This window comes from Xanthomonas sp. F14 (genome assembly GCF_014199865.1).
Map to the genome: position 1 here is coordinate 243671 of NZ_JACHOM010000003.1, position 15315 is coordinate 258985.

Annotated in this window: 14 protein-coding genes; all 14 read right to left on the reverse strand. The window is 67.9% G+C overall.

Features of this window, described 5'->3' with window-relative positions:
* Positions 1–98: 98 nt before the first annotated feature.
* Positions 99–782: a type II secretion system protein N gene (gene gspN, locus GGR73_RS12470; RefSeq protein ID WP_102255680.1), complete on the reverse strand. Its 684-nt coding sequence runs from the start codon at positions 780–782 to the stop codon at positions 99–101.
* A gap of 32 nt (positions 783–814) precedes the next feature.
* On the reverse strand, positions 815–1291 hold the full coding sequence (gene gspM, locus GGR73_RS12475; RefSeq protein ID WP_102255667.1) for a type II secretion system protein GspM: 477 nt from the start codon (positions 1289–1291) through the stop codon (positions 815–817).
* Entirely contained in the window at positions 1288–2376 is a 1089-nt protein-coding gene (gspL, locus tag GGR73_RS12480) for a type II secretion system protein GspL (RefSeq protein ID WP_184457148.1), read from the reverse strand. Before gspL ends, gspM begins: the two co-directional genes overlap by 4 nt.
* Positions 2373–3365: a type II secretion system minor pseudopilin GspK gene (gspK, locus tag GGR73_RS12485; protein ID WP_184457150.1), complete on the reverse strand. Its 993-nt coding sequence runs from the start codon at positions 3363–3365 to the stop codon at positions 2373–2375. Before gspK ends, gspL begins: the two co-directional genes overlap by 4 nt.
* Positions 3362–3985, reverse strand: a complete 624-nt coding sequence (gspJ, locus tag GGR73_RS12490; protein WP_184457152.1) for a type II secretion system minor pseudopilin GspJ — start codon at positions 3983–3985, stop codon at positions 3362–3364. The genes gspK and gspJ overlap by 4 nt, the downstream gene beginning before the upstream one ends.
* The gene (gene gspI, locus GGR73_RS12495) at positions 3982–4362 is read right to left on the reverse strand and encodes a type II secretion system minor pseudopilin GspI (RefSeq protein WP_184457154.1); all 381 of its coding nucleotides are present in this window, start codon (positions 4360–4362) and stop codon (positions 3982–3984) included. Before gspI ends, gspJ begins: the two co-directional genes overlap by 4 nt.
* Positions 4346–4828 (reverse strand): GspH/FimT family pseudopilin, encoded by a 483-nt coding sequence (locus GGR73_RS12500; protein ID WP_154831443.1) that lies wholly within the window; start codon positions 4826–4828, stop codon positions 4346–4348. The genes gspI and GGR73_RS12500 overlap by 17 nt, the downstream gene beginning before the upstream one ends.
* Before the next feature lie 27 nt (positions 4829–4855).
* Positions 4856–5320 carry a type II secretion system major pseudopilin GspG gene (gspG, locus tag GGR73_RS12505; RefSeq protein WP_184457156.1) on the reverse strand — a complete coding sequence of 155 codons (465 nt, stop codon included), beginning with the start codon at positions 5318–5320 and terminating at the stop codon, positions 4856–4858.
* A gap of 28 nt (positions 5321–5348) precedes the next feature.
* Complete coding sequence (gspF, locus tag GGR73_RS12510; RefSeq protein ID WP_184457158.1) at positions 5349–6545, reverse strand: type II secretion system inner membrane protein GspF; 1197 nt, start codon at positions 6543–6545, stop codon at positions 5349–5351.
* Positions 6532–8019 carry a type II secretion system ATPase GspE gene (gene gspE / locus GGR73_RS12515; RefSeq protein WP_102582046.1) on the reverse strand — a complete coding sequence of 496 codons (1488 nt, stop codon included), beginning with the start codon at positions 8017–8019 and terminating at the stop codon, positions 6532–6534. Before gspE ends, gspF begins: the two co-directional genes overlap by 14 nt.
* A gap of 4 nt (positions 8020–8023) precedes the next feature.
* Positions 8024–10105, reverse strand: coding sequence for a type II secretion system secretin GspD (gene gspD, locus GGR73_RS12520; protein ID WP_184457162.1), 2082 nt, complete (start codon positions 10103–10105; stop codon positions 8024–8026).
* Positions 10102–10914, reverse strand: a complete 813-nt coding sequence (locus GGR73_RS12525) for a type II secretion system protein N (protein ID WP_184457165.1) — start codon at positions 10912–10914, stop codon at positions 10102–10104. The genes gspD and GGR73_RS12525 overlap by 4 nt, the downstream gene beginning before the upstream one ends.
* A gap of 158 nt (positions 10915–11072) precedes the next feature.
* Positions 11073–13727, reverse strand: coding sequence for a TonB-dependent receptor domain-containing protein (locus GGR73_RS12530; RefSeq protein WP_167708410.1), 2655 nt, complete (start codon positions 13725–13727; stop codon positions 11073–11075).
* 79 nt (positions 13728–13806) lie between these two features.
* The gene (locus GGR73_RS12535; RefSeq protein ID WP_024939662.1) at positions 13807–15285 is read right to left on the reverse strand and encodes a hypothetical protein; all 1479 of its coding nucleotides are present in this window, start codon (positions 15283–15285) and stop codon (positions 13807–13809) included.
* Positions 15286–15315 lie beyond the last annotated feature (30 nt).

Here is a 15315-nt window from a genome sequence, read left to right on the forward strand (position 1 = left end):
TGCCTTCGCAGCGGCCACGATGAAGACACCAGCCTCCGGGCATGCACGCTAATGGTGCAGGCGACAGATTTCTCGCCGCGCCGCGCGTAACAGCAGTCCTAGCGCAATTGCCCCTGGTCGATGCGCAACAAGCTGCGCTCCGGGGTGGCGGCGAAGCCCAGCAACTGCAGGCCCACACCCAACACTGCGTCCTGCCCCGGATCGATGCGTGACTGCAATTGCCAACGCCCATCGCGCCACACTTGCAGCTGTGCATCGGCCTGCACACCGGCAGGCAACGGTGCATCGGGCAGCAGACTCAGCACGGCGCTGTCGTCCACGCACCGCGGCTGCCCGGACAAGCGCAACGGCGGCAGACCGGGCAGCTCGCCCGCCCCGCTCGCCAGCAGTTGCAGGCCGACCCGGCCACCTGCCTGCACGCAGCCGGTGGCATCGAACAGCAGATCCACCTGCTGCAGCTCCACCGCCAGATCGATCAAGGCCATGCCCGCCGGCTGGCGCAACAGCAGCTGGCCCTGCGCATCGCCGATACCGTGTTGCGCGCCATCCACCAGCAGCAGTTGCAGCTGCGGGGCCTGCAGGTGCACCTGGCGCTGTCCACGCAACAGCGGCCAGATGCGCGGCCGCACCATGACATCGCCAAAGGCGATGCCCTGCCATTGCACCTGCCGCAAGGTGCCTGCCCATACCGGCCCCTCCACGTCCAGCGCCGAGAACGGCAAGCCCTCGCGTGGCAACACCAGGCGCAGGGGCAGCCATGCCAGCAGCGCAACGCCCACCATCAACAAAAAGACCACGATCCAACGCAGGCGCGTCACGGTGCAGGCTCCGTAAACCCGCAGCGTACCCGCAGTTGGCCCTGGTCGCGCACGATGCTCAGCTGCGTCGGCGCCAGGTCATGCGCCTGGCGCAGCCGCTCCAGCCAGCCGAACAAGCTGGCGGCGCTGACCGCATCGATCTGCACGTCCACCCCGCCCGCTGCGTTGCGCTGCTGGGCGGTGATGCCGACGCCGGCATCGCGTGCGCTGCTTGCGATGAGCTCGCTCAGTGCCGCCGTACCAGGTGCAGCGGTACGCCTGCTCGCCGATGCCTGCGCAGATGCATCGAGCACCAGCTGCGCCGCAGCGGCATAGCGCGCCTGCGCCTGGGCACGCCAGTGCCGCAACGGGGTGTAGAGCGCATACCAGGCTACGAACGCAGCCACGGCGGCGCACATCACGCACAGCATCAGCCGCTCGCGCGGCGCACGCGTCTGCCACCACTGCATGCCGCGTTGCACAGGTGCAGTCATCGCAATGGCTCCAGCACGAACGGCGTCCGCAGGCGATCGTCCTCGCCCTGGCTGCTGCCGGGCTGCAGTTGCCACCCCTCCCCGGCCAGCCGCGTGGACAACTGTTGCAGGCTGGCGCCATCGGCGTGCAGGAGGGTGCCGCGCAGCGGCTGTGTGGCGTGGTAGTCGATCTGATCCAGTTCCGCCGCCGGCATGGCATCGACCGCTGCGAACAAGTCGCCGAGCTGCATGGCCAGGCGATCGGCCGCTGCCCCGGTATGCCGGCGTGCCTGCAGCGCGGCCGGCACCGCCGCCGTATCGCGCACGCCCAACTGCGCGGCGGCGCGCGATTGCAGCAGGCGCGCGCCGATTTCGTAGCGCAGTGTCTGTGCCAGCAGCAGCACCAGCGGCGACAGCAGTACCAGTGCGGCCAGCGCCGCAAGACGGCGCGCAGTGACCGTGTGCGCAGCGGCCGGCCGCGCAGCGAACGCGTGTTGCAGCAGGTTGATCGGTGCGCGCGTGGCGCCTTGCGCAAGGCAGGCAATGGCGTGCGCGGTGTCCTGCGCTGGCGGCTGTGCCGGCGCGCGCGCGCCCAGCAGCATGCGCGCGGCCTCCGGCTCCAGGCTGCAGGCCAGGCCTGCGCCACGGATCAGCCAGCGACCGTCCCAGTCCACCACTGCCGCCGCAGCGTCCGCGCCGGGCTCCAGCAACAGGCAATCGGGCACCACCGCATCGGGGACGACGCCCAGCTGCGCTGCGCGTGCCAACCACTGCTGCATCGTTGCGCCATCCACCGCAGCGACCAGGCGCGTGCCATCAGCCTCGCTGCGATCGGCGATCACCACATGCAGGGCCGGCGTCTCCACAGCCAGATGTTCGGCCAGTTGCAGGCGCGCGGCCGCGACCGACTGCGCGATGCTGCGGCCGGGCAGGCTCAGCCAGCGCAGATGCACATCCACGCCCGGCACCACCAGCACTGTGCGTGCGGACGGTTCGTACGGCGCGCTGGCCACGCGCTGCGACAGTACCTGGCCATGCGCGTCCACACGCACGGCGATCGCGTGCGCGGTGGCATCGGCGGGCAGCAACAGCACGGTGGTACTCATTCGTCGGAACTCCATTGGCGCGCCACCAGCCGCACGCGCCCGGCAGGATCCTGCTGCAGCAAGGCGTCCAGCACGACCTGCGCGCCGGCATGGTCGACCTGGCTGTAGAGGGAAAAATAACGGGTGCGTAATTCGATCTGTTCCAGCGCTGCATTGGAAAGCTCGGCCTGGATCAGCGAAGGCTGGCTCAGGAAGGTTCTGGCGTCGCGCCATCCGCCGGCCGGCCGCGCGGCGATGACGCGGCGCGCGGCCGGCAATTCCAGGGCGCCTTCGGTCAGCGCCACCAGCACCGGCGCATCCTGCAGACGCAACGTATTGATGTTGACCGGCGACAGCCGCGCCTCCGGCAGTGCGCACACATGCGGCCGCAACTGCGCGATCACCTGCGGCGTGTAGCCGGCGATGGCGCGCAGCTCGCTGACGCCCGCCAGCAGGGTCGCCCCGCTGCGCAACGGCACTGCCGATTGCAGGTAGCGATCGTCTTCGGCGCCCTGCGCACCGGGCTGACTGTCGCTGTCGATCCAGTCCACCAGCGCATCGGTCAGCGCCTGCGCCTGTTGCGGTGCGATGCCCAGCACCTCCAGCAAGGCGCGGTACTGCGCTGCGCCGTCGTCGCTGCGCTGCCATTGCTCGGGTGCACCGGCGACCACGCTGTTGAGATTGAAGCAGCCGCCGCGGTCGCGCAGCCGCACGCTCACTGCGCCGTCGTCCAGCGGGAGGGTCACCGGTTGATCGTTCCAGCCACCCTCCAGCGTGGTGCGCATCGGGTCGCGCCTGGCCAGTGCCTGCAGGCGTTGCCGGGCGATGGTTTCGGTGCCCAACGCATACCACTGCGCCTGCGTCATTGCCTCGCCGTTGCCGCTGCGGCGCAGGCCAAAGCGCAGATCGTCCAGCACTGCGACCATCAGCAACGTCATCACCGCCACCAGCAACAGCACCGTCAGCAGTGCGACACCACGTTGCTGCCTGCATGCGTTCAAGGCCTTCATCCGCGCCCCTCCGGCAGCAGGAACAACTGGCGCACGCGGCCCCATTGCTCCAGGTCCAGCTCCAGCGAGATCGCATCCGGCAGTGCGTCGAGCCCGCCGCTCCAACCATCGCTCCACTGCGCGCGATAATGGAACCCGACCACCGCCGAGCGCACCCCACGCAACACCACCTGCGGCGGACCGGCGATTGCACCGTCGAGTGCGGGGCGTGCACTGCGCTCCAGGCGTCCATCGACCACGCGGTATTCCACGTATTGCAGCGACGCGCGCGGCGCCTGATCCGGATTGCTCCAGCCGCGTCGCACAAAACCGAACAGCGGCCCCGGCACACCGGGCGGGCTGGCGACGAACGCGGTGCGTGCCGCGCCGCCCTCACTGTTGCGCGTGCGCCGCACTGCGGCCTGCTGCAGGTCGCTGCGCAACAGGCCATGTGCAAGCTGGAACTCGCGGACCTGCTGCAAACGTGCACGCACCGCATCGCGCTGGTCGATGCTCTGGCGCATCACCACCACCGCGGCGACCGCCACCAGCGCGAACACCGCCAGGGCGACCAGCAGCTCGATCAAGGTAAAGCCCGCGCTGCCACGCGTGCCCGCTGCGCTGCCGGGTGTGCGGATCATTCGGCGCTCCGCAGGACGCTGAGGCTGGCGATTTCCTGCGCCTGCGCTGCGGCGCGCACCTGCACCTGGATGCGCACGATGCCGGTACTGCCGGCTGGCATCGACGTACGCCGCCAGTCCCAGCTGCGTCCGCCCAGCATTTCCTGCCCGTTCGCCGGCGCCACTGCTGCGGCGGTGGGCGCCAGCATTGCGTCGATCGCCTGATTCTCCGCAACCACTGCAGCCAGGGCGCGCTCTTCCAGCACCGCCGCGGTGCGCGTGCTTTCGCCGGACAGGTTCAGCAGGCCAACCACGGCCATGCCGAAGATCGCCAGCGCGACCATCAGTTCGAGCAGCGAAAATCCGGCGCAGGCATCGGGCTTACCGCAGGGGCGCATCGACCCGTACCACGCCGGCGGCGTCCACCACCACCTGCAGCTGTTGCTGGCCGTCGCCCAGCGCGATGCGTTGCGGCGTGGCCGCACCGGTGGGATCGAAGCGCACGCTCAACTGCGTCCCGCCCACCGGCAACTGCGTCTGCACGCCGGCAGGCCAGCGCATCGCGGCGAACGGTTTTTCATCCAGCGGCACCCAGCGTTGCTGCGCATGGCGGCGGAACCTGTAGCCACCTGCATCCACGGTCACTTCGACCATGCGCAGGCTCAAGATGGCTTCGTCGCGTGCATGCAGCAGGGCACTGGCCAATGCATCGGCCTGGTCGTGCAGGTCGCGCCGCGTATCGGGCAAGGTCAGCACCACCAGCGTACTGGCCAGTGCGGTGATCACCAGGACGGCGAGCAGTTCGAGCAGGGTGAAGCCGCGCGCCTGCGCTCGCGACGCACATGCCCGTGCTTGCCTTGCCATGGCCGTTTGCGCGAGCACTGTTGCGACTCAGCGCCAGTTGCCGATATCGGCATTGTCGGCGTCGCCGCCTTCGGCACCATCGGCACCGAACGAGTAGACGTCGAAGCCACCACTGCGGCCCGGGCGGCGGTATTGATACGCATGGCCCCACGGATCTTCCGGCAGGCGGCGGATGTAGCCGCCCTGGCGATAGCGCTCGGGCCGGGTCAACCCGCTCGGCGCATTGAGCAAGGCCTGCAGGCCCTGTTCGGTGCTCGGGTAGCTAAGGTTGTCCAGGCGATAGGTCTCCAGCGCCTGCTCCAGCACCGCCACGTCGGCACGCGCCTTCTCGACCATGGCGCGGTCCTGGCTGGGCATCACGTTGATCATCACCACCGTGGCCAGCAGGCCGATGATGACGATGACCACCATCAACTCGACCAGGGTGAAGCCGCGCAGGCGCGCGCGCGCAGTGAGCGAGCTAGGACGTGCACGAGAAGGGATGGACTGCATGAGGATCTCCAGGGATGGGCGGCCGCGCTCAACCAAGCGCGAGGGTGTTGAATTGCAGGATGGGCAGCAGGATCGACAGCACGATCACCGCCACCACCCCGCCGAGCAGCACGATGATGGCCGGCTCCAGCAGGCTCATCGCCGCGGTGGTGAAGGACGCGAACTCGCGCTCCAGATAATCGGCGGCGCGCTCCAGCATCGGCGCCAGGCGCCCGCTGTTTTCGCCGCTGGAGGCCATGTACAGCAGCGTCGGTGGAAACACGCCGGCGCGCTTCATCGCCGCAGCCAGGCTGCCGCCCTCGCGGATTGCCGTGACCATGTTGTCGGTGGCCAGCCGCAAGGCGCGGTTGTCGACGGTGCGCGCGGCGATCATCAGGCCTTCCATCAACGGCAACCCGCTGTTGACCATGATCGCCAGCGTGCGCGCCATGCGTGCGGCATGCAGGTCGCGGATCAACCGGCCGAGCAAGGGCGCGCGCAGCACCGCACGGTCGGCCGCCAGGCGTAACTCCGGGCGCTTGAGCAGGCGCAGCGCTGCGACCACCGCAATGACTAGTGCCACCAGCAGCGGAATGCCTGCATGCAACAGGAAATTCGACACGCCGATCACTGCGCGGGTCAGCCATGGCAATGCGCGGCCCATCGAATCGAACTGGTCCACCACCTTGGGCACCACGAAGGTCATCAGCACGATGACCACCGCACCGGCGGTCAGGGCCAACGCCGCCGGATACACCAACGCAGACTGCAGCTTGCTGCGCACCTGCGCCTGCCGCTCCAGCAGGTCGGCCAGGCGCTCCAGCACCTGCGGCAGCGCACCGGCACTCTCGCCCGCGGCCACCATCGCGCGGTACAGCGGCGGAAACGCAGTGCCCTGGCGCGCCATCGCATCGGACAGGCGGAAGCCCTCGACCACCAGCCCGTGCGTCTGGCCGGTGACCCGGCGCACGCCGCGCCGTTCGGATTGCGTGCCGATGGTGCGCAGCGCTTCTTCCAGCGGCGCGGTTTCCACCAGCGTGGCGAGTTGCCGGGTGAACAGCACCAGATCCTTGCCACTGAAACGCGCCGGACGCACGCTGCTGGCCGCCACCGCCGCCTCCACGCGTACCGGCACCCACTGCCGCTGCTCCAGTTGCGCACGCGCAGCCTGTACCGTGTCCGCGCTGATCACGCCCTGACGGCTGTGCCCATGCAGGTCGAGCACGATGTAGTCAAACCGTGGCATGCGCATCGTCCTGCTGGCGGGTCACCCGCAGCGCTTCTTCCAGCGTGGTGAGGCCTTGCAGCACAGCGGCGCGCGCGGCATCGCCCAGGCGCGCTGCGCGTGCGAAGGCCGCTGCCGCCAGGGCATCCTCGTCGGCGTTGTCGCCGATCAGGCGGCGCATCGCATCGTCCACCGCGATGGCTTCGTAGATGCCCACGCGCCCGGCATAACCGCTGTGGTGGCAGGCCGCGCAGCCCACGGCGGCGTAGATGGTTGCATCGTCGGGCGCCTGCAACATCTGCCGCGTGCTGGCATCCAGCAGGCGCGGTGCGCGGCACTGCGTGCACAGGCGACGGACCAGGCGCTGCGCCAGAATCAGCCGCAGGCTCGACGCGAGCAGGAACGGTTCGATGCCCATGTCGCGCAGCCGCGTGACTGCGCCCACCGCATCGTTGGTGTGCACGGTGGACAGCACCAGGTGGCCGGTGAGGCTGGCCTGCACGGCGATCTGCGCGGTCTCGGCGTCGCGGATTTCGCCGATCATCACCACGTCCGGATCCTGGCGCAGGATGGCGCGCAAGCCGGCCGCGAAGGTCATGCCGACACGTGCATTGACCTGGGTCTGGCCGACGCCGTCGATGGCGTATTCCACCGGGTCCTCCACCGTGAGGATGTTGCGCGAGCCATCGTTGAGCAGGCTCAGCGCCGCATACAGGGTGGTGGTCTTGCCCGAGCCGGTCGGCCCGGTCACCAGCACGATGCCGTTGGGCACCTGCAGGGCGCGCTGCACGGTGTGCATCACCGCCGGTGGCATGCCCAACTGGGCCAGCGACAAGGTGCCCTGCTCCTTGTCCAGGATGCGCAGCACCACCCGCTCGCTGCTGCGCGTCGGCAGCGTGGACACGCGCACGTCCAGTGCCTTGGCGCCCATCACCAGCGACACGCGGCCATCCTGCGGGATGCGTTTTTCGGCGATATCCAGCCGCGCCATCACCTTGACCCGCGACACCAGCAACGGCGCGATGCGTCCGGGCAAGGTGGCCGCCTCGCGCATCACCCCATCCACGCGCAGGCGTACGCGCAGCCGCGATTCGTAGGACTCCAGATGCACGTCCGAGGCGCCCAGGCGCGCGGCCTCGGCGATGATGCCGTTGATCAGGCGAATGATCGGCGCATCGTCCTGGCTGTCGAGCAGATCGGCGGTAGGGATGTCGTCGATCAACGAATCCAGGCTGCCGTGCAGGTCCAGTGCCTCGACCTGCACGCCCTGCTCCATGCCGGCATCGGCGTAGATCTCCGACACATGCCGGTCGAACACCGACGGCGCCAGCGTGCGCACCTGCAACGGCATGCCCAGCGCACGCCGCAGCTCGATCAGCGCCTGCACGTCGCCACCTTCGCGCAGGCCGATCTGCGCGGCGCTGTCGCTGCCGAGCAGCACCACGCCGTGGCGCTTGGCAAACGCGTAGGAAATGCTGGCACGCGCGGTATTCATGGCATCAGCGCTGCGCGGGACGCGCGCCGGGCGCAGGCGTTGTTGCCGGTGCGGGCACGGCCGACGATGGCGCGGCCGGCAGCTGCGGCGGCTGCGCACGCAGGTAGTCGCGCACCAACGCATCGAGCGCGGCTTCCGGGTCGCCATCGGCCAACTGGCGATCGCGCAGATAGGTGTAGCGCGGCGCGGTCATGCGCTGCGCATCGGCCGCGTCGCGGATGATGGTCGGGCGGATGAACACCATCAGATTGGTCTTGTCGCGATTGCGCGACTTGTGCCGGAACAGCGCTCCCAGCCCAGGCACATCGCCCAGCAGCGGCACCTTCTCCACGGTCTGCCGGTCGTTCTGGTCGAGCAGGCCGCCGAGCGCGACGATGGCGCCGTTTTCCACCACCACGCGGGTTTCGATCTGGCGCTTGTTGAACACCAGCTCCGACGACTGCGCGCTGACCGGCCCGGCAATCGCCGAGACTTCCTGCTTGATCGCCAGGGTGATGCCGCCGGCGGTATTGATCTGCGGGCGCACTTCCAGCTCCACGCCCACGTCCTGGCGCTGGATGGTGCGGAACGGGTTGTCGTTGGCCGCGCCCAGCACTTCGCCGGTGGTGATCGGCACTTCCTGGCCGACCAGGATGCGCGCCTGCTCGTTATCCAGGGTCATGATCGACGGGGTCGACAACAGGTTGGAGCCGGTGTCGCTCTTGACCGCATCGATGATCATGCCGAACACCGCATCGTTGCTTTGCCCGGCCAGCCCGATCAGGCCGCCGCTCAGGCCCAGCAGCGATTGCGCGGCCACATTGCGCGCCTGTTCCAGCACCGAATCGTCGTCGCCGTTGTTGCTGCGCGTGCCGGCCGCTGCCGCGGCCAATGGCACGATGCCCGGTGAGGCGCCGCTGTACTGCGTGGCAATCAACGGCACCGTGCCATTGCGCCCGGCCAACAGCAGCTGCACACCCAGACGCTTGGCGGCGGTGTCGGAGATCTCCACCACGATCGCTTCGACCAGCACCTGCTCGCGATGCACGTCCAGCTGACGGATCACATCCATCAAGGCACGCTGGGTTTCCGGGTCGGCATTGATGATCAAGGCGTTGGAGCCGGGGTAGCGCACGATCACCGGGCGCTTGCCGGCGGCCGGTGTGATCACCTGCGTCTGTGCAGCGCCCGCAGCAGCGGCGGCCACATCCACCGCGTTGGAGCGCGTGTCCTGCCCGGGCTGCGCCTCGTTGCCCGGGGTCTGCCCGACCAGCTGCTGCAACACCGGCAGCAATTGCTCGGCGCTGGCGTGCTGCAGCCGCACCACGCTGACATCGCCGCGACGTTCGGCACGCCCGTCCAGATCCACCGCGGTGCGCACCACCCGCTGCACCAGCGCCGGGTCGCCGCGCACGATCAGCGAATTGCTGCTTTCCACCGGCAACACCGACAGCACATTGCTGCGCTCGCCCCCCTGCCCGAACAGCGAGGTCAGCGTGCGCGCCAGTTCCTGCGCGGAGCTATTGCGCAAGCTCACCGTGTCGATCGCCGCGCGGTCGGTGTCGATCTGCGCGACCAGGCCGCGCACGCGGCGCAGGTTGTCGGCATAGTCGGCAATCAACAGGCTGTTGCCCTGCGGCATCGCCATGATCACGCCGCCGCGCCCGATCAACGGCTTGAGGATCTCCGCAGCGCTGCGCGCATCCACACGTTGCAGGGTGAACACCTGCGTGGCAAATCCCAGGTTGCCGCTGGCGGCGCTGGCCGGCTGCTGTGCAGCGGTATCGTCGGGAATGATGCGATAGGTCGATGGCCCGCTGGACACCGCGATCAAGCCATTGGCACGCAAGACCGCCAGCAGCATGCCGAGCAGATCCTGTTCCGACATCGCCTGCGCACGCGCCACGTTGACCGTGCCCTGCACGCGCGTGTCCACGATGAAGGTGATGCCGGTGGCACGCGACACATCCTGGATGAAGGCGCGCAGGTCCACATCCTGCAGGCGCACGGCCGGCGCATCGGCGGCATGCAGCGACAGCATCGGCACCGCCGGCAGGGCGAGCAACAACGTGGCCGAAAACAGCCATCTGGGGCGGGCAGCAGTCATTGCGGGCGCTTCAAGGTCATGGTGTGGGTCTGGCCGTCGCGGCGGTAGGTCAGCGTGGCCGCCTGGCCATCGCGCAGTTCGTCCTGCAGCTCGCGCAGGTGTTCGGCATCGAGCGTGCGGCCATTGAGTTGGGTGAGCACATCGCCCGGCGCCAGGCCGGCCTGGCGCAGCAGCGCACCATCGCCGCGCGGCATCACGGTGAAGCCACTGCCGTCTTCGCTTGCACGCAGGCCGGCGGTGGTGAGCAGTTGTTGCGGGTCGACGGCCGCCGCCGTGGCCGTGCCGGCCGCGGTGCCGACATTCGACGTCACCGCAGGTGCGCCGCCCGCTGCTGCAGTCGTGGTCGTTGCCGGCGATGTGGCCGCCGCAGACGCGGTGGATTCCACCAAGGCCAGACGTCGCACGCCGCTACCGGTACGCAGCAGCACGTGATCGCTCGCGATCGCCTGCACCGTCACGCCAGCCACCACGCCATCGCCGATGCGATACGCCCCCTGCCTGCCGTCGCCGCTGCTCAGGAACGCAGCCGCTTGCGCGCCACCCGCGCGTATGCCATGCAACACGATGCCGTCGCTATTCGCCTCCGCAACGCTGCGATAGAACACATCGCGGCGCAGTGCCGGCAATTCCGCCTGTGCAGACGTGGCGACCTGGGCGGTGCCCAACGGACCGATCGGGGTGATCATCACCCACACCACGCGCGCACACTGCAGCGCGAGCAAGGCCAGCAGCACGCAGGCCAGTGCGCTGCGGCCGCGCGCCGTCATCAGGGGTTTCAAGGAGGGCAAAACTCGCTGCAAAGCGGACATCCGTCTCAGGATTGCGGTCGGATGACAGAATGCGGCAGCAATGTGTCAGTTCGAAGAAAGTGATGACACAGGCCGACACACGGCGACACGGACCCAGATGCAAACGCCCGCCATGCGAGGCAGGGCGGGCGTTTGCGATACCGGCAGCGGGCGTCGAATCAGAAGCGCGCTGTCACACTCAGGTCATACGTCACGCCGGGCTGGTACTCGTACAGGTCTACCCGATTGCTGCCCAGGCTCTGATATTCCTGGTACTTGGTCTTGAGCAGGTTGCGAGCGGCGAAGTTCAACGACAGCGTATTGCCCGACCACACCAGGCCCTTCTTGATCACCAGATCCAGCGAGGTGCCGGGCTTGTCGATGTAATCCGGTTGCCCCGGCCGGCCACGCGCGGACACCCGCTCGCCGACATAGTTGGCGATCAAGGTGGCCTGGCTATGGGTGCTCTCGCTTTCCACACCGATCTGCAGGTTGGCGATGTCATCGGACTGCCCCTGCAAGGCCGAGCCATCGCGGATGAACAAGGTCGCCTGCACCGGTGCGGTGAAGCCGAACGGCTGCACGGTGTCGCCATCGCTGGCACTCACCTCCGACTTGGTGCGCGTGTAGTTGCCGGACACGAACACCCGCTTGTCGCCCCACCAGTCGGCCGCGATCGGCAGGTCCAGATATTTCTTGGCCTCCAGCTCGATGCCGTACAAGGTGGCCTCGGGCGCATTGATGAAGCTCTGCACGATGCCGCCGCCGGGCGCATCGTTGACGATGGCTTCGATCGGCTTGTCGATGCTCTTGTAGAACGCGCCGACGGTGAAATACTCGCCCGGCTCGAAGAACCACTCGTACCGCGCATCCAGGTTGACCAGCTCGCTATCGACCAGGAACGGGTTGCCGAAGAACTGGCGGTCGATATCCGGGTCCAGATACTGCTGCGGCGCCATCTCGCGGAACTGCGGGCGCGCGATGGTCTTGGACGCACCAAAGCGCAGCTGCTGGTTCTCGGCAAAGTTCCAGGTCACCGTGGCCGATGGCAGCGCGTAGCTGTTCTCCAGCGGTGCCACGCTGTCCTGGCGCACGCCAGTGAAGATGTCGTACGGATGCACCGCCTGGGTGGCGTCTTCGTAGCGCACACCGACGGTGGCGCGCAGGGTCGGCACGATCTCGCCCTCGGCCTGCAGATACGCCGCCTTGACCTTCAGGGTCGCATCGTACGCGGCCGCACCGAAGCTGCCGGTGGTCTCGCGCAGGCGCAGCAGATCGTTGCTGAGGTTGTAATCGGAGATCAGGTAATCCACACGCTGGAACTGGTTGTAGAACGGCAGCGGGCCGTCCAGCGCCAGGAAGCGGAACTCGCGGCTCCACGCGCTGCGATCGTTGTCCAGATAGGCCAGACCGCCCTTGACGGTGAAGTCGTGCTCGATCGGCAAACGCCAGGTCACATCCACCCCGCCGCTGGCCACCTTGTCGTCGACCTTGCTGAAGCGGGTGTAGTTCTGCACGCGCGAGGCATCGTGCGCCCAGTAGCCATCGAGCAACTCGTAGCGAATGCCGGTTTCGTACGGCACATCGCGGCTGGCATTGGCCACCGCTGCGCGCCATTCGATCTTGAGATCGTCGTACTCGCCGAACGCGTGCGTGCCGCGCAGCTGGTTGTTGATCAGCTGGCGCTCGTACCACTCGGTGTTGTCGTCGCGCACATCGAAACCGGCCAGCTCATCACGGCCGGCACGGCTGCGTGCCACTTTCAAAGCATCGTGCACATACAAGGTGGTCCAGCCGATGGTGTGGCGGCCGTACTCCCAACCCAGGCCCAGCATGCCGTTGGTGCGCACGTTGTTGCGGGTGGTGGCGAAGTCGTAGTTGGAATTGAACTCGACCGTATCGCCGACAAAGATGCCGTCCTGCTGCCTGCCGGTGCGCGTGCGCCACTCGTTGTCGTAACTGGCCACCGCGATGATGCCCAGCTTGGCCTCGCCCACGTCCATGCTGTAACCGGCACTGCCGCCGACATTGACGTCCGGGGCGATACTGTCCTTTTCCTGCAGCACATACAGGTTGGCGTCGTTCAAGCTGCGGCCGATACGGCGGATGTCCTCGCGCGAGAAACTGCCCAGATCCACGCGCCGGCCGCTCTGGATCGCATCGCGCAACGCGGCAGGCTGCTTGCGGGTGCCATCGTCGTAGCCCCATTCGTCATCGCCGGAGCCGTAATAGGTCAGGCCTTTTTCGCCGGTGCTGACGCTGTTGACGCCGCCACCCACGGTCAGCGACAGGAACGGTTTGTCCGGCACTGCCATTGATTGCAGATCGATCACGCCACCGCCGAATTCGCCCGGATAATCGGCCGAATAGGTTTTCTGCACGGTCACGCTGGCCAGCACATCGCTGGGGAACAGATCCAGCGGCACCACGCGCTGCATCGGCTCGGGGCTGGGTAACGGCGAGCCGTTGAACAGTGCCGACGAATAACGCTCGCCCAGGCCGCGCACATACACATACTTGCCGCGCGACAGGCTCAGCCCGGTGACACGCGTCAGTGCCACCGCCGCGCTGCTGTCGCCGGTGCGCTCCATGTCCTCACGGGTGACGAACGATGCCACCTCCGAGGTCTGCAGCATCGGTTCGGGAATGTACTCGCCGCGCACCACGACCTGGTCGAGTTGCTTGGGCGCACTGGTGGCGGTGCTGCTACTGCCGCTGGCAGAGCCGGCATCGGTGGTGGTCGACTGCGCCAGCGCAGCGCCGGAAAACAGCAAGGTGGAAATGGAAAGAGACAGGCCCGTCCGCGAGAGACGGGCGACAGCGGAGGTTCGCATCGTGGGAGCCCTGGCAACTGAAAGATGAAGCTGGACGCATCGCAAGGCAGCCGCGTGGGCTGCCTTGCGATGCTGTGCCTCAGCAGGGACGATCGGCGGTCAGGCCACAGGTCCAGCCCTGCCACCAGGTGTCGTTGGCATCGCGCACGCCACCGATGTAGTTCACCTGCTGGAAGAAGCTGCTCACCCCGTTCAAGCCCTGGAAGGCCGGCACGGCGCTTTCATTGGCGCCATTGACGAAGGTGTTCTGCAACGTGGACACGCCGTTGGCGACGTTGTTGGTGCCGGCCGCGAACTGGGTGGCCGCACGCGCGTCGCTGCCGAAGGCCGTCGGGCAGGCGAAGAACACCGAGTTGAAGGTCCCGAGCGTGTCGGCATCGGCCAGGTTGAAGCACACCAGGCCATCACCGCTGCCACCGGCCGGACGCGTGACGACCGAGTTGTAGAACGCGGCCTGCGTGCCCTGGTTGAGCATGATCGCCGCGCCGGCGCGCGCATTGCCCACGTAGGTGAAGTTGGCCACCTTCGGACGCGAATACGGCTGACGGCGCAGGCTGCTCCACTCGTTCATGCGGTCGCCGCCACCGGCGCGCTGCACCACGATGCCGAACTGCAGTGCGCCGTTCCAGCCGGCGTCGGTATCCAGCGAATCGTCGTCGGCGCCGGTGATCACGATGTGGCTGCCGTTGACGGTGCCACCGAACCATTCGATACCGTCGTCGGAGCTATTGTGGATCTGCACATGATCCAGGCGCGTGCCGCTGCCCACGCCGGCCAGGGTGATGCCCTGCAGCTCGTTGTTGGGCGAAATTTCGAAGCCCGAATACATCACCCGCAGGTAGCGCATGGAGCCGCTGTTGTCGGTGGCGCTGTTGCCACCGTAGAACGCGTTGGTGCCTTCCACCTGCGCCTGGCATTCCGGCGTACCGGAGACCGTGGTGCCCGGGCAGTTGTTGATGGCCGCACGGCCCAGCACCACGATGCCGCCCCACAAGCCGATGGTGTTGGCGCTGACCTGGCCCTCCAGCGCCTGGCGCGCGGTGAACACGATCGGTGCGGTGGCGCTGCCTTCGGCAAAGATCTGCGAACCGCGGTTGACCACGATGTAGTCGCTACCCGCCGAACCGAACAGGGTCACGCCCGGCTCGATGGTCAGGATGCCCTGCGTGCTGCCGGCGGCCGGTGCGATGGCGTTGCCGCCGCGGTCGGTGCCCACGTTGACGCGTCCGCTGATCGAATACGCCGTGCCCGCACGTGCCGGCACCACCAGGTTGCCGTTGATGGTGTCCGGCAGCTGGCAGGCGCGCAGCGTGTTGTTGGCGATGGTGCCGACGTTGGAGAAACCGGTCGGGCAATCGGCGGCCGGGCCGGTCGGTGCCGGAGCGGGCGTCGGTGCAGGCGTGGGCGCCGGGGTCGGTGCGGGAGCCGGCGTCGGTGCCGGCGGAAATGCGCCCTCGCCGGGCGAGGCGACACGATCGGCACCACCACCGCAGGCCGACAAGGCCAGCGCGGTACCAAAGGTCATGAGAAGTGTCTTACTGCTATTGCGAACGGACATGCGGCTGATCTCCAGGTCAAGGAAGGTCCG